Below are 19,877 nucleotides of genomic sequence, written 5' to 3' on the forward strand. Positions count from 1 at the left end.
AAAACGATGCATCAATTAATTGAAGAAATCACAAAAGAACAATTGCGTTCTGACCTGCCTGCGTTCCGTCCTGGCGATACTGTACGTGTTCACGTAAAAGTTATCGAGGGTACCCGCGAACGTATTCAGATTTTTGAAGGTGTTGTGATAAAGCGTCGTGGTGGTGGAATCAGTGAAACTTTCACAGTTCGTAAAGTTTCTTATGGAGTAGGCGTTGAGCGTACATTTCCATTACACACCCCAAAAATTGCGAAGCTTGAAGTAATTCGCCGCGGTAAAGTTCGCCGTGCAAAACTTTACTACTTACGTAATCTTCGCGGTAAGAAGGCTCGTATTAAAGAAATTCGCTAATATGAAAAAGAAAGGAGCTTGCCGGGCAAGCTCTTTTTTCATACATATCATTCTCCCGCCATATGTTGAGGGTGACGAAACATTAAATTTTGATTAAAAATTTAAGCCCGTTGTGTTAAATGAACAAAGTTATGTACAATAATCTCAATAATATTTTTTTGTAGGAATGGTGGGTTATGTATGACGAAAAAGAAAAATGAACTCTGGGAATGGACAAAGGCACTGTTAATAGCGGTAGCCTTAGCAGCAGTTATTCGCTATTTTCTTTTTGCTCCGATTGTAGTGGATGGTCTGTCAATGATGCCGACACTAAAGGATCAAGATCGGATGATTGTAAATAAATTAAGCTATCGGATTGGTGAACCAAAACGCTTTGATATTATCGTCTTTCATGCACCCGAAAAGAAAGATTACATTAAACGTGTGATCGGGCTCCCGGGTGATCGAATCGAATACAAAAATGATACTTTATATGTTAATGGGAAAGCTTACAAAGAACCGTATTTGGATCAATACAAGAGCGAAGTGGCGGATGGTCCGCTTACCGATGATTTCAAGTTGGAAGAAACAGCAGTAGGCAGCAAAACGGTTCCAAAGGGCGAATTATTTGTCATGGGTGATAATCGCCGCTATAGTAAAGACTCGCGTCATATTGGTGCCATTCCAATGAGCAAAGTAATTGGAAAGGCTACGATTGTTTTTTGGCCGATAAGTGATGCCCATATTGTAAAATTGAAATAGACGGGAGGATGTGATTCGCTTGACGATCCAATGGTTTCCTGGTCATATGGCAAAGGCTAGGAGAGAGGTCACAGAAAAATTAAAGCTAGTTGATATTATTTTTGAATTGGTTGATGCACGAATCCCGTATTCTTCACGAAACCCGATGATTGATGAGATTATTCAACATAAACCAAGACTAGTTCTATTAAATAAGGCTGATATGGCAGATAAAGAGACAACAAAGGAGTGGGTAGTTTTTTTTGCGGAAAAAGGACTCCAGTCTCTTACAATTAATTCATTGACCGGCGAAGGTTTAAAGCAGCTAACCGCTGCTTCTCGGGAAATTCTCAAGGAAAAATTTGACCGGATGAAAGCCAAAGGTGTAAAACCACGGGCAATACGAGCGATGATCGTAGGAATTCCGAATGTTGGAAAGTCTACACTGATTAACCGTTTGGCGAAAAAGAATATTGCTAAAACCGGCAATACCCCTGGTGTGACAAAAGCGCAGCAATGGATAAAGGTTGGCAAAGAAATGGAACTGCTTGATACCCCCGGGATTCTATGGCCGAAGTTTGAAGACCAGGAGGTTGGGATGAAATTGGCGATAACCGGGGCGATAAAGGATACGTTATTAAATTTGCATGATTTATCCATCTATGCTTTGAAATTCTTAGAACGAGCGTACCCCGAGCGCTTAAAGGATCGCTATCATCTTCTGGAATTGCCGGATGACCCTGTTGAGCTGTTCGAACATATAGGCAGGCTCAGAGGCTGCTTGATGGGTGGCGGGATGGTCGATTATGATAAAGTGGCCGAACTTGTCATCCGGGAAATCCGCTCTGAAAAATTTGGACCGATCTCGTTTGAAAAACCAGGCGATTTTGAGATAACAACTCTGTAAATCTGAAAAGTTAAGGTGACGAATATGAAACGACCGTCGATTGCAGAAATCGAAAAGAATCTGACAGCTATTACGGATGAGCTTCATCCCTATATCCTTGAACTTGAAAAAGATAGCCGGATTGGTGTTCAAAAAAGCCTGAATAAATGGCGGAAATTACGGGAAGAAGAACAGTTTCTTAAAGCCAAATTTCATGAGATGACTCAATATGAACGAAAATTCTGGTTCCAGGGATATCAACTAATTGCCGGTGTGGACGAGGTAGGAAGGGGCCCCCTCGCTGGTCCGGTAATGGCCGCTGCCGTTATTTTGCCGGATAATTTCTACTTGCCGGGGATCGATGACTCCAAAAAGCTATCAGAAAAAAAGCGCGAGGAATATGCGGAAATTATTAAACGAGAAGCTGTTTCAGTCAGTATAGCCCAGATTCAAGCTGATGAAATCGACGAAATCAATATATATGAAGCGACGAAGAAGGCGATGAAATCAGCAATCGCCTCATTACATATCCAGCCTGACTTTCTATTGATCGATGCGATGCCGCTCATGACTCCTTATCCGTCAGAATCAATTATTAAAGGAGATGCCCAGAGTATTTCGATTGCCGCAGCCTCTATTGTTGCTAAAACAACAAGAGATAAGCTAATGAAGGAAATTTCCCTGAGCTATCCCGAATATGGTTTTGAACATAATATGGGATACGGGACAAAGGAGCATTTACAGGCCATTAAGAAATACGGAATAACCCCCTATCACCGGAAATCTTTTTCACCAATAAAAGAAATCTATATGCCAAATCTATTCTCATAAATATATTTTTAAAACAGGCTATTATGCCTGTTTTTTGTTATAGTAAAAAAATAATAATTTCTTATTTTAAAATAATTTTTGGGGTATATACGATTATTGAAGATAAAAAATCTAGAGTAATATAATTTATTGCTTAATGGTAGACAAGGTTAAACTCATTCATATAAAATGAAAACGGAGTCAATTTTTGCAAACAGTAAAATTGAGGAGGATGGGAAATGAATATCCATGAGTATCAGGGGAAAGAGATCCTCAGAAAATATGGAGTTACGGTTCCAAATGGTAAAGTAGCTTTCACGGTAGAAGAAGCCGTTGAAGCGGCCAAAGAATTAGGCACGGAAGTTTGTGTCGTAAAAGCGCAAATTCACGCAGGCGGAAGGGGTAAAGCCGGTGGGGTTAAAGTAGCGAAAAATCTTGATGAGGTTCGTACATACGCCAGCGAAATTTTAGGAAAAACATTGGTGACACATCAAACAGGCCCGGAAGGAAAAGAAGTAAAGCGTCTATTAATCGAAGAGGGCTGTGACATCAAAAAAGAATACTATGTTGGCCTAGTTTTGGACCGTTCTACTTCCCGAGTCGTGTTAATGGGCTCCGAAGAAGGCGGTACAGAGATCGAAGAAGTTGCCGCCAACACACCAGAGAAAATTTTTAAAGAGGAAATTGATCCCGTTCTTGGTTTAATGCCGTTCCAAGCACGTCGTCTGGCCTTCAATATCAATATTCCAAAGGAATTGATTAATCAGGCGGTGAAGTTCATGACAGGACTTTACAATGCCTATATCGACAAAGACTGCTCGATTGCGGAAATTAACCCATTGGTTGTAACCGGTGATGGAAAAGTCATGGCCTTGGATGCTAAATTAAACTTTGATTCCAATGCATTATATCGTCAAAAGGACGTATTAGAATATCGTGATCTTGAAGAAGAAGATCCAAAAGAAATCGAAGCATCTAAATATGATTTAAGCTATATCGCTTTAGATGGAAATATCGGCTGTATGGTTAACGGTGCCGGACTGGCAATGGCGACAATGGATATCGTTAAGCATTATGGCGGCGAGCCAGCAAACTTCTTGGATGTTGGCGGTGGTGCCACAGCTGAGAAGGTTACGGAAGCATTTAAAATTATCCTTTCTGATCCCCATGTAAAAGGTATTTTTGTCAATATTTTTGGCGGAATTATGAAGTGTGACGTCATTGCAGAAGGTGTCGTAGAAGCAGCAAAGCAAGTTGGACTAACAATTCCGCTTGTTGTTCGTTTAGAGGGAACAAACGTTGACTTAGGTAAGAAAATCCTTTCAGAGTCAGGTTTAGACATTACTGCGGCTGAATCGATGGCAGACGGCGCACAAAAAATCGTTTCACTAGTTAAATAGGATCGAAAGAAAGGGGAATGAACGTGAGCGTTTTTATTAATAAAGATACTTTAGTTTTAGTTCAAGGGATTACTGGCGGCACTGCCCGTTTCCATACGAAACAAATGCTTGAATATGGTACAAAGATTGTTGGCGGAACCTCTCCAGGTAAGGGCGGACAAGAAGTAGAAGGGGTACCTGTATTTAATACCGTAAGAGAAGCGGTAGAAGCGACCGGAGCAAATGCATCTGTTATCTATGTTCCTGCACCATTCGCGGCTGATTCTATTATCGAAGCAGTCGATGCTGAACTGGATCTTGTTATTTGTATTACCGAGCATATTCCAGTTTTGGATATGGTGAAAGTGAAACGTTATATGGAGGGAAAGAAGACTCGCTTAGTCGGTCCGAACTGCCCAGGTGTGATTACAGCAGATGAATGCAAGATTGGTATCATGCCTGGCTATATTCATAAAAAAGGTCATGTCGGTGTTGTTTCCCGCTCGGGTACATTGACATACGAAGCGGTACATCAATTAACTCAAGCTGGTATTGGTCAAACAACGGCTGTCGGTATTGGCGGCGACCCAGTTAATGGAACAAACTTTATCGATGTGTTAAAAGCTTTCAATGAAGACCCTGAAACTTATGCCGTCATCATGATTGGTGAAATCGGTGGTACCGCTGAGGAAGAAGCGGCGAAATGGGTACAGGCAAATATGACAAAACCAGTTGTCGGCTTCATTGGCGGCCGTACTGCCCCTCCCGGTAAGCGCATGGGCCATGCCGGCGCAATTATCTCCGGCGGTAAAGGTACAGCCGATGAGAAAATTCGTGTTATGAACGAATGCGGCATTAAAGTGGCGGAAACCCCAGCTGTAATGGGAGAAACGTTAATCGAAGTCCTTAAAGAAAAAGGCTTGTACGAGAAATGTAAAACTCATTAAAAAAGGTTACAGCGCTAAAGGCTCGCAGCTAGTCATGAATCCGCAGACACCGATGAATGAACCGCAGATAGTCCCTCGTAGCAAGAGGGGCTATTTCTGCGTTTTTAGGCGGGAGCGCCCTGTAGTGCAAACACTGCTTGCTTATTACAGATACTCAATAAAAAATAATGGAGGAATCTTGTTGATGAATCAATTCAGAGAAAGACTGATAACATTGCTTCATTATCCAAATAGTTCGTGGAATAATGTATTGAAAATATTGCAGAAAGACCCGATGCTTGAATTGCTTCACCCAAATCATTCAACTGCACAACTAAAAATGGTTTTCCCCACAAATGAAACTCCTTCTTCAAACCCATCGATCGATTGCTTTTTTCCCGAACTCATTCATGAGCAAATTCAGCAATATAAATCAAACGATATCCAGGTTATCACGATATTTGATAAGGAATATCCTGTGTATTTAAAGGAAATTTATCAACCGCCATGGGCTTTATTTGCGAAGGGCGATATTTCCTTACTTGAACGAGAACCGAAGCTGGCAGTTGTCGGATCACGGCAGGCAACACAGTATGGCCGAAATGCCATTAGGCTCCTGTTCCCCCAATTAATTGAAAATAATGTCCTGATTGTCAGCGGTCTGGCAAAAGGAATTGACGCCCTTGCCCATCAATATGCGATAAAAAATGGCGGCCGCACCATTGGTGTTCTTGCAGGGGGATTATATCATATTTATCCAAGAGAGAATTTAAATTTGGCACTAGAAATGATGGACACACAACTGGTGCTTTCAGAATATCCACCGGATACCAAGCCGCAAAAATGGCACTTTCCCGCACGGAATCGGATCATTAGCGGTTTGTCCAGAGGAACATTTATTATTGAAGCCAAACGAAAAAGTGGTTCCTTAATTACAGCAAATTTTGCAGTTAATGAAGGCCGTGAAGTATTTTCGCTGCCAGGCAGTATTTTTAATCCTTTTTCCTTGGGAACAAATGATTTAATCCAGCAAGGGGCAAAACTGATCACCAAAGCTGAGGATATTTTAGAAGAATTATGATAAAACTCTAACTAAATTATGAAAAAACGTTTAAAAAATTGCGTTTTTTTGAATAAAAAATGAAAATATAGTATAAAAAGGTTGAAATTATTTCTAATCTGTTATACATTTTCCAACAGATGTTCGAAAAAAAGAATAAGATGAAAACTAATAAATAATATTGTAAATAAATTAAGATGAATCACTTTTGGGATAAGGAGTTTTGTAAAAGTTTTTTTCTAGCTTAGAAATTGAAATTTAGAAAACTTCCTAAACTATGTAAGCACCTAAGGAAAAGCTTTTTTGGCTATCATCCAGGAGCTTTCATATTTTCCCTCTTAGAGGAGGAATGGAAATGTCTGACTTTCTTGTTATCGTCGAATCGCCAGCAAAAGCAAAAACGATTGAACGATATTTAGGAAAAAAATATAAAGTAAAAGCATCGATGGGCCATGTGCGAGATTTACCCCGAAGCCAAACAGGGGTTGATGTTGAAAATAATTTTGAACCCAAATATATTACGATCCGCGGCAAAGGCCCAGTGTTAAAAGAACTAAAGACAGCAGCTAAAAAGGCAAAAAAGGTTTATCTCGCTGCCGACCCTGACCGTGAGGGGGAAGCAATCGCCTGGCATTTGGCGCATAGTCTTGGATTGGATGTTAAATCAGACTGCCGGGTTGTTTTTAATGAAATTACCAAGGATGCGATCAAGGAATCTTTTAAGTATCCGCGTCCAATTAATATGGATTTAGTTGACGCCCAGCAGGCACGAAGAGTCTTGGATCGGCTGGTAGGTTATAATATAAGCCCGCTTTTATGGAAAAAGGTTAAAAAAGGCTTGAGTGCCGGAAGGGTTCAATCTGTGGCGGTAAGATTGATTATTGACCGTGAAAAAGAGATCCAGGCCTTTATTCCTGAAGAATATTGGACCATCGATTGTGAACTCATAAAAGGGACAGACCAATTTACGGCAAGCTTCCATTCTTTAATCGGTGAGGAAAAAACAGAAGTAAGGTCGGAAGAAGACGTACGAAGAATCCTGCGGGAGATGGATGGTCATAAATTCAAAGTGGTATCCGTAAGCAAGAAAGAGCGAAAGCGAAATCCGGCACCGCCGTTTACGACGTCTTCTTTGCAACAGGAAGCAGCAAGAAAATTAAATTTCCGGGCCAAGAAGACGATGATGCTGGCACAGCAGCTATATGAAGGGATTGAATTGGGAAAAGAAGGTACGGTCGGTTTGATTACCTATATGAGAACCGATTCTACCCGGATATCAGAAGTGGCCCAGAACGAAGCCGTTAACTTTATTAAGACTGCCTACGGAGAAAATTATCTAAAGTCTGATAATAGAAAAGAGAGAAAACAAACAAATGCCCAAGATGCCCATGAAGCAATCCGGCCAACCAGCACATTTCGAGAACCCAATAGTTTAAAGGCATTCTTATCAAGAGATCAACTTCGGTTATATAAATTAATTTGGGAACGCTTTTTAGCGAGCCAAATGGCACAGGCGGTAATGGATACGATGAGTGTTGATTTGCAGAATGGCAATGCCATTTTTCGTGCAACCGGCTCAAAAATTAAATTTCCTGGGTTTATGAAACTGTATGTTGAAGGTACTGATGACCAAGTGGATGAAACCAACAAAATGCTTCCTGACCTTAAGGAGGGGGACGAAGTGTTCCAAAAAGATCTTGAACCTAAACAGCACTTTACCCAGCCGCCGCCAAGATATACGGAAGCAAGATTGGTAAAAACATTAGAGGAACTTGGAATCGGCCGCCCTTCTACATATGCCCCGACGCTCGATACGATTCAAAAGCGCGGCTATGTATCGCTTGATAATAAACGCTTTATTCCGACAGAGCTTGGGGAAATTGTCCATGAAGTAATGGTAGAATTTTTCCCGGATATTATCGACGTGGAATTTACAGCGAGATTAGAAAAAGGATTGGACTATGTGGAAGAAGGCAAAATGCCCTGGATTAAATTGATCGATGCATTTTACCGAGAATTTGAAACTCATCTAGCCAAAGCCGAGCAGGAAATGGAAAAAGTGGAAATAAAGGATGAACCTGCTGGTGAAGATTGTGAAATCTGCGGTAGTCCCATGGTTTTTAAAATGGGACGCTACGGGAAGTTTATGGCCTGCAGTAATTTCCCTGACTGCCGAAATACAAAACCGATTGTCAAAGAAATTGGTGTTACTTGTCCTAATTGTAAAAAGGGCATGATTATCGAAAGAAAAAGTAAGAAAAAAAGATTGTTCTATGGCTGCAGTCGCTATCCGGAATGTGATTTTATTTCTTGGGACAAACCGCTGCCAAGAAACTGTCCGAAATGTGACGGACTTTTGGTAGAAAAGAAGTTAAAGAAAGGTGTCCAGGTCCAATGCATCAAGTGTGACTACAAGGAGGAACCGCAAAGCTAAGAGTGGGCAGATGTCCGCTCTTCTATTTTTTCTTTTTAATCTTTTTTGTTTTTGCAACGTGTAGTACAATGCAAAATGGGCTTAAATGATTGTAGACAAAAAAGTATGGACCATCACTATAGACAATTCAGAACTTTATGAAATTTTTGTAAAATATCTTGCATGGATGAATAATATGTGATATGATGTAAGAGCTTTTGGCTGCCTTGATGCTCGTAAATGTGAAAGTTTTATTAAAGTTCTGTATAATGTATTTACAAATGTTGTGGGATTATTCAAAATATACAAATGAACCATTGGGTAAATTAGTGCTTTTTTTTTGTTCAAGGCTGAACATGAAGCTAACAGTTTGTCGATAATGTTACTAATTTTCATTTATTTAGGGATAAGTGGAAACAGATCATTTCCTGTTGATATTTTTGGGAATTTTTACATAAGTTAAACTGAACAAATCGAGAAACATTATTTACTCCAAAAGGGAGGACCATAAATGGATCAATTTCATGCAACAACGATTTTTGCCATTCACCACAATGGCGAGTGTGCTATGGCGGGTGATGGTCAAGTTACCTTAGGTAATGCGGTTGTGATGAAGCATACTGCAAGAAAAGTTAGAAAGATCTTTAATGGGAAGGTAATAGCCGGTTTCGCCGGATCGGTAGCCGATGCTTTTACCCTTTTTGAGCTGTTTGAAGGGAAATTAGAGGCATTTAACGGAAACCTGCAAAGAGCTTCTGTTGAGCTGGCAAAAGAGTGGAGAAGTGATAAAGTGCTTCGGAAACTGGAAGCAATGCTGATTGTGATGGACCGCGAGAATCTCCTATTGGTATCCGGTACAGGTGAAGTGATCGAACCTGATGATGGAATTCTTGCGATTGGCTCCGGTGGAAATTATGCGTTGGCCGCGGGACGGTCCCTAAAAAGATACGCTGGGGAACAATTATCTGCCAAGCAAATAGCAAAAGCTTCATTAGAAATTGCTGCGGATATATGTGTCTACACAAACCACAACATCATTGTTGAAGAGTTATAATGGAAGGAGACATAAAATGGCAAGAACAACCAATTTAACCCCCCGCCAAATTGTTGAAAAACTTGATCAATATATCATTGGACAAAAGGATGCAAAAAAGGCTGTTGCTGTTGCTCTGAGAAATAGATACAGAAGAGGTCTGTTGACTGAAAACTTGAGAGACGAAATTATTCCAAAGAATATTCTAATGATTGGTCCGACCGGGGTAGGTAAGACCGAAATCGCCCGAAGAATTGCCAAGCTGGTTGGTGCACCGTTTGTGAAAGTTGAAGCCACCAAGTTTACCGAAGTTGGCTATGTAGGACGTGACGTTGAGTCAATGGTTCGTGACCTTGCTGAAACAGCTGTTCGTCTCGTGAAAGAGGAGCGGATGCAAAGTGTGAAGGAACGAGCCGAAGAAAACGCTAACAGCAGGCTGGTTGAATTGCTAGTTCCTTCGGCAAAAAAGGCAACAAATTATAAAAACCCGTTGGAAATGTTATTTGGCGGGGGAAATTCTTCTCCAGAGCAGGAAGTCAGCCAGGAGGATTACTCGATCCATGAAAAGCGAAAGATTGTCAAAGAAAAACTAGCATTAGGAGAATTGGAGAATGAAGTCGTTACAGTGGAGGTAGAAGAACAAGCCCCTTCTATGTTTGATTTGCTTCAAGGCTCCGGAATTGAACAAATGGGCACGAATATGCAGGATGCTCTTTCCAGTCTTATGCCCAAAAAGCGTAAGAAACGAAAATTAACGGTTCGTGAAGCAAGAAAAGTCCTGACCAATGAGGAAGCAGCCAAATTGATTGATATGGATGAAGTAACGACTGAAGCGATCTATCGTGCCGAACAAAACGGAATTATTTTTATTGATGAGATCGATAAAATTGCCAGTAAAAATTCTGGCGGTTCTTCTGCAGATGTTTCCAGGGAAGGAGTACAGCGGGATATTTTGCCAGTAGTCGAAGGTTCTACAGTCGTAACAAAATACGGTCCAATCAAAACTGACCATGTATTATTTATTGCTGCTGGTGCCTTTCATATGGCCAAACCATCAGACTTAATCCCAGAGCTGCAGGGTCGGTTTCCAATTCGGGTTGAATTGACGAAATTGACAGTGGAAGACTTTTATCGGATTTTGGTGGAGCCTGACAATGCCCTGATTAAACAATATCATGCATTATTGGAAACAGAAGGTATACAAATTGAATTTTCTGACGATGCTATTCATAGAATTGCTGAAATTGCCTTTGAAGTGAATCAAAATACCGATAATATAGGTGCCAGAAGACTTCACACCATTCTCGAGAAACTATTGGAGGATCTTTCCTTTGAGGCACCTGAAATTACACTGGATAAAATCACGATCACACCGCAGTATGTGGATGAAAAACTTGGGGCCATCTCGAAAAATAAGGATTTAAGCCAATATATTCTCTAGAAGATATTGGAGTTACCATGTTTTTTTGCAAGGCAAGCTTAAATATTTAAAAAAAATTAATAATGGTTGCAGTTATTTAGGAGGAAGAAACAGATGGATTTACTGACAAAAACTAGAAGAATTAATTTTTTATTACAAAAGGCTGCTGGAAAGCCGGTAAACTTTAAGGAAATGGCAGATACCTTAAGTGAAACAATTGAAGCGAATATTTTCATTGTTAGCCGCCGCGGCAAGCTCTTAGGCTTCTCGATTTATCAACAGATTGAAAATGAACGCATGAAAAAAATGTTTGAAGAACGTCAATTCCCTGAAGAGTACACTCAAAGCTTATTCAGCATTACAGAAACCTCTCCTAACTTAGGGGTTGAAAGTGAATATACAGCTTTTCCCGTTGAAAACAGAGACCTATTCCGTGAAGGATTAACGACTATTGTCCCGATTATCGGCGGTGGTGAACGCTTGGGTACATTAATACTGGCGAGACTACATGAAAAATTCATGGATGATGATCTGATTCTTGCTGAATATGGAGCTACTGTTGTCGGTATGGAAATTTTACGTGAAAAAGCAGAAGAAATTGAGGAAGAAGCTAGAAGTAAAGCGGTCGTACAAATGGCTATAAGCTCTTTATCTTATAGTGAACTGGAAGCGATAGAACATATTTTTGAAGAGCTAAATGGCCATGAAGGCTTATTAGTCGCCTCAAAAATTGCCGACCGTGTCGGCATCACCCGCTCCGTGATCGTCAACGCATTAAGAAAGTTGGAGAGCGCTGGTGTAATTGAATCTCGTTCGCTTGGAATGAAAGGGACCTATATCAAAGTCCTCAATGATAAATTCCTAGTAGAGCTGGAAAAACTTAAATCTCATTAAAAAGTAGTAGAGGTGTCAGGTACCATGTGAACCTTCATATGATGCCTGACACTTATTTTTTAAAGTTAAACTTGATTGTTTTTTTTGTCTATGCTATATTATTTCATGGTGTGAATACACACGCCGGTTGATTTAAACAGGTGGTGCTGCCATGTGCAGTTTCTGTTTAAAGATGATGCAGGCGGAGGAAATCAAAACCATTAGGAGGAAAAATTACATGTCAGTTATTTCAATGAAGCAATTGCTTGAAGCTGGTGTACATTTTGGACACCAAACACGCCGTTGGAACCCTAAGATGAAGAAATATATCTTCACCGAGCGTAACGGCATCTATATTATCGACCTGCAAAAGACAGTTAAGAAGGTTGAGGAAGCTTACAACTGGGTGAAAGAGCTTGCTGCAAATGGCGGAACAATGCTTTTCGTTGGTACAAAGAAACAAGCTCAAGATTCAGTAAAAGAAGAAGCAGAACGTTCAGGTATGTACTATGTAAACCATCGCTGGTTAGGCGGTACATTAACAAACTTTGAAACGATTCAAAAGCGTATCGGTCGTTTAAAGGATATTGAGAGAATGGCTGAAGATGGGACTTTCGATGTTTTACCGAAAAAAGAAGTTGTCCAATTAAAGAAAGAACAGGAACGCCTTGAAAAATTCTTAGGCGGAATCAAAGATATGAAGCAGCTTCCAGATGCATTATTCATTATTGACCCTCGTAAAGAGCGCATCGCTGTAGCTGAAGCCAAGAAATTAAACATTCCTATCGTAGGGATTGTTGATACAAACTGTGATCCTGATGAAATCGATGTTGTCATCCCTGCAAACGATGATGCCATTCGTGCCGTTAAACTATTAACTTCTAAAATGGCTGATGCCATCCTGGAAGCAAAACAAGGCGAAGAAACTGTTGTCGAAGCTTAATTTTAATAACGTAAACTAATAAAAAGGTGATAAGAGGGAGACCCTTTATCACCTTTTTTTAAAGAAATGGTCATTTGAAAAAGTTTTATCTTCAGCTTGATTGGCTAAGATATGGGTACATAGTATATTAAAGGAGGAACTTTGTTATGGCAATAACTGCTCAAATGGTAAAAGAACTACGTGAAAAAACTGGCGCTGGTATGATGGATTGTAAAAAAGCGCTAACTGAAACAAATGGTGACATGGATAAAGCAATTGACTTCCTTCGTGAAAAAGGGATTGCCAAAGCAGCTAAAAAGGCAGACCGGATTGCAGCGGAAGGATTAACTTCTATCTCAACAGAGGGAAATGATGCGGTTATTTTAGAGGTGAACTCTGAAACTGACTTCGTTGCTAAAAATGAAGGATTTCAAACTCTTGTAAAAGAACTTGCCGCGCATCTTTTGAAAAACAAACCGGCTTCGGTTGAAGAAGCTTTAACACAAACAATGGAAAACGGTGCAACCGTTGCCGATCATATTAATGCAGCGATTGCAAAAATTGGTGAAAAATTAACCCTTCGCCGCTTTGCTATTTTATCAAAAACGGATAATGACGCTTTTGGCGCTTATTTGCATATGGGGGGACGGATTTCAGTTTTAACAGTATTGGAAGGATCAACTGACGCAGATGCTGCTAAAGATGTTGCGATGCATATTGCTGCCCTAAATCCTAAATATGTATCTCGTGATCAGGTATCGCAAGAAGAAGTAGAGCATGAACGTCAAGTATTAACACAACAGGCTTTAAATGAAGGCAAACCAGAAAAAATCGTTGAAAAAATGGTTGAAGGCCGTCTTGGTAAATATTTTGAAGAGGTTTGTGTCCTTGATCAGGCTTTTGTTAAGAATCCGGATCAAAAAGTCCGTCAATTTGTTGAATCAAAAGGTGCCAAACTTCGTGAATTTGTTCGTTACGAAGTAGGCGAAGGTATTGAAAAGCGCGAAGACAATTTTGCTGAAGAAGTTATGAATCAAGTGAATAAAAAATAGTCAACTTTTCTTGAAAATAACATGACTGAAGTTTTAAGAAACTGTTCACTGTAATAGAGTTGAATAGGGGACACAATGCGTGTTCCCTATTTTTAAAGAAATACTTAATATGAAAAAAGTTTAGCTTGAGGGCGCTATTGTCCCTATGTGATCTTAAAGCAAAAGCCGTCAAGAAGGTTGAAAATTTTTTTGACGGTTCTTCTTGTACATATGCAGGCACCCTAAGCTTTTCTAACCATGTGGAGGTTTATATGAGTAGTCCTAAATACAAACGTGTTGTTTTAAAATTAAGCGGGGAGGCATTAGCTGGAGATTCAGGATTTGGTATTAAACCTTCGATCATTAAATCAATCGCTACCCAGGTAAAAGAAATTGCTGAGCTTGGGGTAGAGGTAGCGGTAGTTGTTGGTGGCGGTAATATTTGGCGTGGTAAAATTGGCAGTGAGATGGGAATGGACCGGGCGACGGCAGATTACATGGGAATGCTGGCTACGGTTATGAATTCATTGGCCTTACAGGATAGTTTAGAACATTTGGGTGTCGAATCCCGGGTTCAAACTTCAATCGAAATGCGCCAAGTAGCTGAACCATATATTAGAAGAAGAGCAATCAGGCATTTGGAGAAAAAACGCGTAGTTATATTTGCTGCTGGAACCGGAAATCCATATTTCTCGACTGACACTACGGCAGCACTGCGGGCAGCCGAAATTGATGCCGAGGTTATTTTGATGGCAAAAAATAATGTCGATGGCGTATATACGGCAGATCCGCGGACGGATGCTAATGCTACGAAATATGATGACTTATCGTTCCTTGATGTGCTTAAGGAAGGGTTAGCGGTCATGGATTCAACCGCTTCTTCATTATGTATGGATAATAATATCCCGCTCATCGTTTTTTCTATTACGGAATCTGGAAATATTAAAAAAGCAGTTTTGGGTGAAAAAATTGGTACAATCGTTAGGGGGAAAAAATAATGCCAAAACAAGTCATTAATTCGGCAAAAGAAAGAATGACCAAGGGAATTCAAGCCTACACCAGAGAGCTGGCGAGCATTCGGGCCGGGAGAGCAAGTGCCTCATTATTGGATAGAGTTACAGTGGATTATTATGGTGCGCCGACACCTGTAAATCAACTAGCCGGAATCTCTACTCCGGAGGCAAGATTACTTGTTATTCAACCCTATGATAAATCAATCTTGGGCGATATCGAGAAAGCTATTTTAAAATCTGATTTAGGTTTAAATCCTTCCAGTGATGGTACCGTTATTCGGCTTGCTATTCCACAATTAACGGAAGAACGCCGGAAGGAATTAGTGAAATTAGTCAAAAAAGAAGCAGAGGAAGCAAAAATTGCAATCCGTAATATCCGCCGCGATGCCAACGATGAATTGAAAAAGCTGGAGAAAAGTGGAGAAATAACAGAAGATGCTCTTCATGGGTATTCTGATGATATTCAAAAGCTAACAGATGAGCATATCAGCAAAATTGATCAAATTACAAAGGATAAAGAAAAAGAAATTATGGAAATTTAAGTACTGTCGATTTTTTAAACCCTCTTTTTAGGGGGTTTTTTTCCTATTGGTGGTAAAGTGGGAGTACTCCACAAGATAAGAAAAGCGGAGGAAGTGCATACACTTCCTTTAATTGGTAAAGATGTATTGGTACAATATTCATATCACCTCAATTACATTTGTTTTTTAGAGATATCTTTCGATTTTTTTGTTATGATATAACCATATAAAAGAAGCAGGTCCGATACATAGATTTTACAAACAAAGTTTTTATTCGGAGGAAAAGATTAATTATTTGGAGGAGCAATGTTATGTTAAATAAATTAAGGCTTTGGAAGAACCAAAATAACTCTTCCATACTCCGAGATAAAATAGAAGAGATAAAGAAATCGCCGATTCCCGAACATGTGGCGATTATAATGGACGGTAATGGACGTTGGGCCAAAAAACGGGCACTGCCAAGAATTGCGGGCCATCATGAAGGGATGAAAGTGGTTCGGAAAACGACGATGCTGGCCAATGATCTTGGTATCAAAACTTTGACATTATATGCTTTTTCAACAGAAAATTGGAAACGTCCAAAAAATGAAGTGGACTATATTATGAAGCTGCCTGAGGAGTTCTTAGGGACTTTTCTCCCCGAGTTAATTGAAAATAATGTTCAGGTTAAAATGATGGGCTATAAAAATCAACTTCCTGAACATACTCTGAGGGCAATTGAAAAAGCTATGAAAGAAACAAAAAACAATGATGGGCTCGTTTTAAACTTCGCTTTAAATTATGGAAGCAGGGCGGAGATTGTCGACGCCGTAAAACAGGTCTTAAATGATTGTCAAAATGGTAAGCTCAAGGAATCAGAGTTAACGGAACAGATATTTTCTTCTTATCTAATGACGGCTGAATTTCCCGATCCCGATCTATTAATCCGAACAAGCGGGGAAATTCGCCTAAGCAATTTTATGCTTTGGCAATTAGCATACTCTGAGTTTTGGTTTACGGACGTATTATGGCCTGATTTTAGTGAGGAACACTTATTGGAAGCTGTTGAGGTGTATCAAAAACGCCAGCGAAGGTTTGGCGGTATATAATAACGTTCCTGTTTTTGCTGAATCAAAAAAGTAATATTGAAGCACCAACTCGTCTGTTACCTTCTCTAAAACATTAAAGGTGTGAACATTTAAATGAAGCAAAGAATCATAACCGCAGTTGTCGCTGCAGCCCTTTTTTTGCCAATCGTAATTTATGGCAGGCTTCCGTTTGTACTGATGACTTACCTGCTTGCCACTGTTGGGCTGTTTGAATTATTGAGGATGAAAAAACTAAGTATATTTTCACCTTATGGCATTTTAACATCAATCTTGCTTTGGACGATATTATTACCAAACGAGGTATTGGTTGATTTTTATTATTCGAAAACAGAAATAGGCATTGCCTTAATCCTTTTATTATTATCTTATACGGTTATAACAAAGAACCGCTTTGATTTTGAAAATGCTGCTTTTACGATATTATCAGCCATTTATGTAGGCATTGGTTTTTATTTTTTCATCCAAACGCGTGAGGCTGGACTAGTCTATATTTTTTATTCCATATTTATTGTTTGGGCTACCGATTCAGGGGCATATTTTGTTGGAAGAGCCTATGGAAGGAAAAAGCTTTGGCCGGAAATCAGCCCAAATAAAACAGTGGAAGGTTTCTTTGGCGGAATCATTTCAGCCGTTGTCGTTGGCATATTGTTTGGTGTTTTTTCCGACATCAATGCAACCATCATCACATTAATTGCAATGACCGTCATTTTGTCTGTTTTTGGACAACTTGGTGATTTGGTGCAATCTGCCTATAAACGCCATTTTAATGTGAAAGACTCGGGGAATATTTTACCAGGCCATGGAGGGATCCTTGACCGTTTCGACAGCCTCCTATTTGTTCTGCCATTGCTGTCTCTTTTCCATATTGGCTGAAGAAATTGTTAAATGATCAGGAGATGACATACTTGAAAACAATTAGTTTAATGGGCGCCACCGGTTCAATTGGTACGCAAACGCTGGATATTATTCGTGAACACCCTGAGGAATTTAGTTTAAAGGCAATGTCTGTGGGGAAAAATGTCGTTTTAACACGAAAAATCATCGAAGAATTTCAGCCTGAGCTTGTTTCTGTACAAAACTATATCGATTATAATACATTAAAAGAGGAATATCCCCATATAAAATTTATATACGGGGAAGAAGGCATCATGGAAACAGCAACCTATGAAAAAGCTGATATTCTTGTGAATGCAGTGCTCGGCAGCATCGGATTAAATCCAACATTAAAAGCGATTGAAGCTGGAAAAACAATTGCCATTGCCAATAAAGAAACGCTTGTTACTGCCGGTCATTTGGTCATGGAGGCAGCTAGCAAACATAATGTAGCCATCCTGCCTGTTGACAGTGAGCACTCTGCGATTTTTCAATCTCTTCAAGGGGAGAAAGATAAAAATATTGAACGGTTAATCTTAACTGCGTCTGGGGGCAGCTTTCGTGACCGAACCCGAAGTGAGTTAGAGAACGTTACGGTTGAAGAGGCATTGAATCATCCAAACTGGTCGATGGGTGCAAAAATTACCATTGATTCAGCAACGATGATGAATAAAGGATTAGAAGTAATTGAGGCACACTGGCTGTTCGACCTGCCGTATGAAAAAATTGATGTCCTGCTTCATAAAGAAAGCATCATCCATTCGATGGTTGAATTTCATGATTCCAGTATTAAAGCACAGCTTGGGACACCAGATATGAGGGTTCCGATTCAATATGCGCTTACATATCCAGACCGTCTGCCGCTTGCAACCGGAAAACGACTTGATCTGGCAAAGATTGGCCAATTACATTTCCAAGAGATGGACTTCAAGCGGTTCCGCTGTTTACAATTTGCCTATGAAGCGGGTAAAATCGGCGGTACGATGCCAACCGTGCTGAATGCTGCCAATGAAACTGCGGTAGCTGCCTTTTTACAAGGTAAAATTCGTTTCTTACAAATTGAAGATTTGGTTGAGAAGGCGTTAAACCATCATCAGACAGTCGAATTTCCAAGTTTGGATTTGATTCAAGAAATTGATAAGGAAACTAGAAAGTATGTTAATACACTACTTCGTTAGAGAGACTTCCCAACCCTAAAAAAAGGTGGTTTTATTTTTGAATACAGTTATTGCCTTTATTGTCATTTTTGGCGCACTGGTTTTCTTTCATGAGTTTGGTCACTTTATTTTTGCCAAACGGGCCGGCATTCTTTGTCGGGAATTTGCCATTGGAATGGGGCCAAAAGTATTTTCCCATAAAAAAGGCGAAACGACCTATACGATTCGCTTATTGCCAATTGGCGGTTATGTCCGTATGGCCGGTGAAGATCCGGAAATGCTCGAAATTAAACCAGGATACCGGATTGGACTGTTGTTTAATAAGGAAGATCAGGTAAATAAAATCATCATAAACAACAAGGATAAGTTTCCTGATGTTCGGATTATTGAAGTTGAAGATGCTGACATTGAAAAAGATCTGTTGATTAAAGGATACCCCGATGATGATCATGAAAATTTACACACTTTTTCGATTGCTCCAACGGCAGTGATTGTTGAAAACGGTGTTGAATCACAGTTGGCTCCCATTGATAGACAATTTGCTTCGAAAACATTAGGACAAAGGTTTTTGACCATTTTTGCAGGTCCGATGATGAACTTTGTTTTGGCCTTTATCGTCTTTATTATGATTGCCTTATTGCAGGGTGTCCCCACTAATGAACCAAAATTGGGAGTTATTACTCCGGATGGGGCCGCAAAGGCTGCCGGACTGCAGCAAGGAGACCTTGTCCAAAGTATTAATGGTTCGGAGATCTCAAGTTGGTCAGATGTGGTTGATGTGATCCGCAAACATCCAAATGAAAAACTGGAATTTTCAATCGTCCGTAATGGACAAGAAAGAGAGATTCAGGTAACTCCTCAGGAAAAAACAGTAGATGGTCAAAAAATGGGGATTATTGGTGTTTACAGCCCAATGGAAAAATCTCCTGTTCAAGCGATTACGGCAGGTGCCAAAGAAACATATTTCTGGACAACACAAATATTTGTTATGCTCGGAAAGCTGATCACTGGCCAATTTTCGATTGATGCCTTGTCGGGGCCGGTAGGAATTTACAATTCTACTGCTGAAGTAGCGAAATCCGGCATCTTCTATTTAATGAAATGGGCTGGGATATTAAGCATTAACTTAGGGATTATGAATTTATTACCAATTCCTGCACTTGATGGCGGCAGGCTGATGTTTTTTGCGATAGAGGCAGTCAGAGGGAAACCAATTGACAGACAAAAAGAGGGCATGGTTCATTTTATCGGCTTTGCTTTACTTATGCTGCTGATGCTTGTCGTCACCTGGAATGATATTCAACGGTTTTTCTTGAAATAGAAACAATGATGGGAACCTACAAGTGGTTCTCTTTTTTTTGCAAAAATAAAATAGAGTAGCGAAAAATGGCTGATGGATTT

At 40.0% G+C, this 19,877-nt stretch carries 19 protein-coding genes; all 19 read left to right on the forward strand.

What is annotated here, in order from left to right:
* Positions 1-6 precede the first annotated feature (6 nt).
* The 19 genes from rplS to rseP all read left to right on the forward strand — a co-directional run bounded on the left by rplS (position 7) and on the right by rseP (position 19,797).
* Complete coding sequence (rplS, locus tag JK635_RS10565) at positions 7-351, forward strand: 50S ribosomal protein L19 (RefSeq protein ID WP_202653909.1); 345 nt, start codon at positions 7-9, stop codon at positions 349-351.
* Positions 352-531: 180 nt separating this feature from the next.
* Positions 532-1,092, forward strand: coding sequence for a signal peptidase I (gene lepB, locus JK635_RS10570; protein WP_202653910.1), 561 nt, complete (start codon positions 532-534; stop codon positions 1,090-1,092).
* Positions 1,093-1,111: 19 nt separating this feature from the next.
* A complete protein-coding gene (gene ylqF, locus JK635_RS10575; protein WP_202653911.1) occupies positions 1,112-1,978 on the forward strand; it encodes a ribosome biogenesis GTPase YlqF in 867 nt (288 codons plus the stop codon).
* A gap of 24 nt (positions 1,979-2,002) precedes the next feature.
* Complete coding sequence (gene rnhB, locus JK635_RS10580) at positions 2,003-2,788, forward strand: ribonuclease HII (protein WP_202653912.1); 786 nt, start codon at positions 2,003-2,005, stop codon at positions 2,786-2,788.
* A 218-nt stretch (positions 2,789-3,006) separates the two neighbouring features.
* The gene (gene sucC / locus JK635_RS10585) at positions 3,007-4,167 is read left to right on the forward strand and encodes an ADP-forming succinate--CoA ligase subunit beta (RefSeq protein WP_202653913.1); all 1,161 of its coding nucleotides are present in this window, start codon (positions 3,007-3,009) and stop codon (positions 4,165-4,167) included.
* A gap of 23 nt (positions 4,168-4,190) precedes the next feature.
* Positions 4,191-5,093, forward strand: coding sequence for a succinate--CoA ligase subunit alpha (gene sucD / locus JK635_RS10590; RefSeq protein WP_202653914.1), 903 nt, complete (start codon positions 4,191-4,193; stop codon positions 5,091-5,093).
* Positions 5,094-5,277: 184 nt separating this feature from the next.
* Positions 5,278-6,153, forward strand: coding sequence for a DNA-processing protein DprA (dprA, locus tag JK635_RS10595; RefSeq protein WP_202653915.1), 876 nt, complete (start codon positions 5,278-5,280; stop codon positions 6,151-6,153).
* Between the two features lie 334 nt (positions 6,154-6,487).
* Positions 6,488-8,566: a type I DNA topoisomerase gene (topA, locus tag JK635_RS10600; protein WP_202653916.1), complete on the forward strand. Its 2,079-nt coding sequence runs from the start codon at positions 6,488-6,490 to the stop codon at positions 8,564-8,566.
* Between the two features lie 490 nt (positions 8,567-9,056).
* Complete coding sequence (gene hslV / locus JK635_RS10605; protein ID WP_202653917.1) at positions 9,057-9,599, forward strand: ATP-dependent protease subunit HslV; 543 nt, start codon at positions 9,057-9,059, stop codon at positions 9,597-9,599.
* 16 nt (positions 9,600-9,615) lie between these two features.
* Positions 9,616-11,019: an ATP-dependent protease ATPase subunit HslU gene (hslU, locus tag JK635_RS10610; protein ID WP_202653918.1), complete on the forward strand. Its 1,404-nt coding sequence runs from the start codon at positions 9,616-9,618 to the stop codon at positions 11,017-11,019.
* Positions 11,020-11,112: 93 nt separating this feature from the next.
* Positions 11,113-11,892 (forward strand): GTP-sensing pleiotropic transcriptional regulator CodY, encoded by a 780-nt coding sequence (gene codY / locus JK635_RS10615; protein ID WP_202653919.1) that lies wholly within the window; start codon positions 11,113-11,115, stop codon positions 11,890-11,892.
* Between the two features lie 217 nt (positions 11,893-12,109).
* Positions 12,110-12,814 carry a 30S ribosomal protein S2 gene (gene rpsB, locus JK635_RS10620; protein ID WP_202653920.1) on the forward strand — a complete coding sequence of 235 codons (705 nt, stop codon included), beginning with the start codon at positions 12,110-12,112 and terminating at the stop codon, positions 12,812-12,814.
* A gap of 146 nt (positions 12,815-12,960) precedes the next feature.
* The gene (tsf, locus tag JK635_RS10625) at positions 12,961-13,845 is read left to right on the forward strand and encodes a translation elongation factor Ts (protein WP_202653921.1); all 885 of its coding nucleotides are present in this window, start codon (positions 12,961-12,963) and stop codon (positions 13,843-13,845) included.
* Between the two features lie 251 nt (positions 13,846-14,096).
* Complete coding sequence (gene pyrH / locus JK635_RS10630; RefSeq protein WP_202653922.1) at positions 14,097-14,822, forward strand: UMP kinase; 726 nt, start codon at positions 14,097-14,099, stop codon at positions 14,820-14,822.
* The gene (gene frr / locus JK635_RS10635; RefSeq protein WP_202653923.1) at positions 14,822-15,379 is read left to right on the forward strand and encodes a ribosome recycling factor; all 558 of its coding nucleotides are present in this window, start codon (positions 14,822-14,824) and stop codon (positions 15,377-15,379) included. Before pyrH ends, frr begins: the two co-directional genes overlap by 1 nt.
* A 290-nt stretch (positions 15,380-15,669) precedes the next feature.
* Positions 15,670-16,446 (forward strand): undecaprenyl pyrophosphate synthase, encoded by a 777-nt coding sequence (gene uppS / locus JK635_RS10640; protein ID WP_202653924.1) that lies wholly within the window; start codon positions 15,670-15,672, stop codon positions 16,444-16,446.
* Between the two features lie 93 nt (positions 16,447-16,539).
* Positions 16,540-17,319 carry a phosphatidate cytidylyltransferase gene (locus tag JK635_RS10645; RefSeq protein ID WP_202653925.1) on the forward strand — a complete coding sequence of 260 codons (780 nt, stop codon included), beginning with the start codon at positions 16,540-16,542 and terminating at the stop codon, positions 17,317-17,319.
* Positions 17,320-17,351: 32 nt separating this feature from the next.
* Positions 17,352-18,497: a 1-deoxy-D-xylulose-5-phosphate reductoisomerase gene (gene dxr, locus JK635_RS10650; RefSeq protein ID WP_202653926.1), complete on the forward strand. Its 1,146-nt coding sequence runs from the start codon at positions 17,352-17,354 to the stop codon at positions 18,495-18,497.
* A gap of 37 nt (positions 18,498-18,534) precedes the next feature.
* Positions 18,535-19,797, forward strand: a complete 1,263-nt coding sequence (gene rseP / locus JK635_RS10655) for an RIP metalloprotease RseP (protein WP_202653927.1) — start codon at positions 18,535-18,537, stop codon at positions 19,795-19,797.
* Positions 19,798-19,877 lie beyond the last annotated feature (80 nt).

This window comes from Neobacillus paridis (assembly GCF_016765675.1).
Classification (GTDB): Bacteria; Bacillota; Bacilli; order Bacillales; family Cytobacillaceae; genus Neobacillus; species Neobacillus paridis.

Bases quoted from the DNA above. Each gene is read 5' to 3' on its own strand.
- rplS (WP_202653909.1), top strand. From the start codon at position 7: ATGCATCAATTAATTGAAGAAATCACAAAAGAACAATTGCGTTCTGAC.
- lepB (WP_202653910.1), top strand. From the start codon at position 532: ATGACGAAAAAGAAAAATGAACTCTGGGAATGGACAAAGGCACTGTTA.
- rnhB (WP_202653912.1), top strand. From the start codon at position 2,003: ATGAAACGACCGTCGATTGCAGAAATCGAAAAGAATCTGACAGCTATT.
- sucC (WP_202653913.1), top strand. From the start codon at position 3,007: ATGAATATCCATGAGTATCAGGGGAAAGAGATCCTCAGAAAATATGGA.
- dprA (WP_202653915.1), top strand. From the start codon at position 5,278: ATGAATCAATTCAGAGAAAGACTGATAACATTGCTTCATTATCCAAAT.
- topA (WP_202653916.1), top strand. From the start codon at position 6,488: ATGTCTGACTTTCTTGTTATCGTCGAATCGCCAGCAAAAGCAAAAACG.
- hslV (WP_202653917.1), top strand. From the start codon at position 9,057: ATGGATCAATTTCATGCAACAACGATTTTTGCCATTCACCACAATGGC.
- hslU (WP_202653918.1), top strand. From the start codon at position 9,616: ATGGCAAGAACAACCAATTTAACCCCCCGCCAAATTGTTGAAAAACTT.
- codY (WP_202653919.1), top strand. From the start codon at position 11,113: ATGGATTTACTGACAAAAACTAGAAGAATTAATTTTTTATTACAAAAG.
- rpsB (WP_202653920.1), top strand. From the start codon at position 12,110: ATGTCAGTTATTTCAATGAAGCAATTGCTTGAAGCTGGTGTACATTTT.
- tsf (WP_202653921.1), top strand. From the start codon at position 12,961: ATGGCAATAACTGCTCAAATGGTAAAAGAACTACGTGAAAAAACTGGC.
- pyrH (WP_202653922.1), top strand. From the start codon at position 14,097: ATGAGTAGTCCTAAATACAAACGTGTTGTTTTAAAATTAAGCGGGGAG.
- frr (WP_202653923.1), top strand. From the start codon at position 14,822: ATGCCAAAACAAGTCATTAATTCGGCAAAAGAAAGAATGACCAAGGGA.
- uppS (WP_202653924.1), top strand. From the start codon at position 15,670: ATGTTAAATAAATTAAGGCTTTGGAAGAACCAAAATAACTCTTCCATA.
- JK635_RS10645 (WP_202653925.1), top strand. From the start codon at position 16,540: ATGAAGCAAAGAATCATAACCGCAGTTGTCGCTGCAGCCCTTTTTTTG.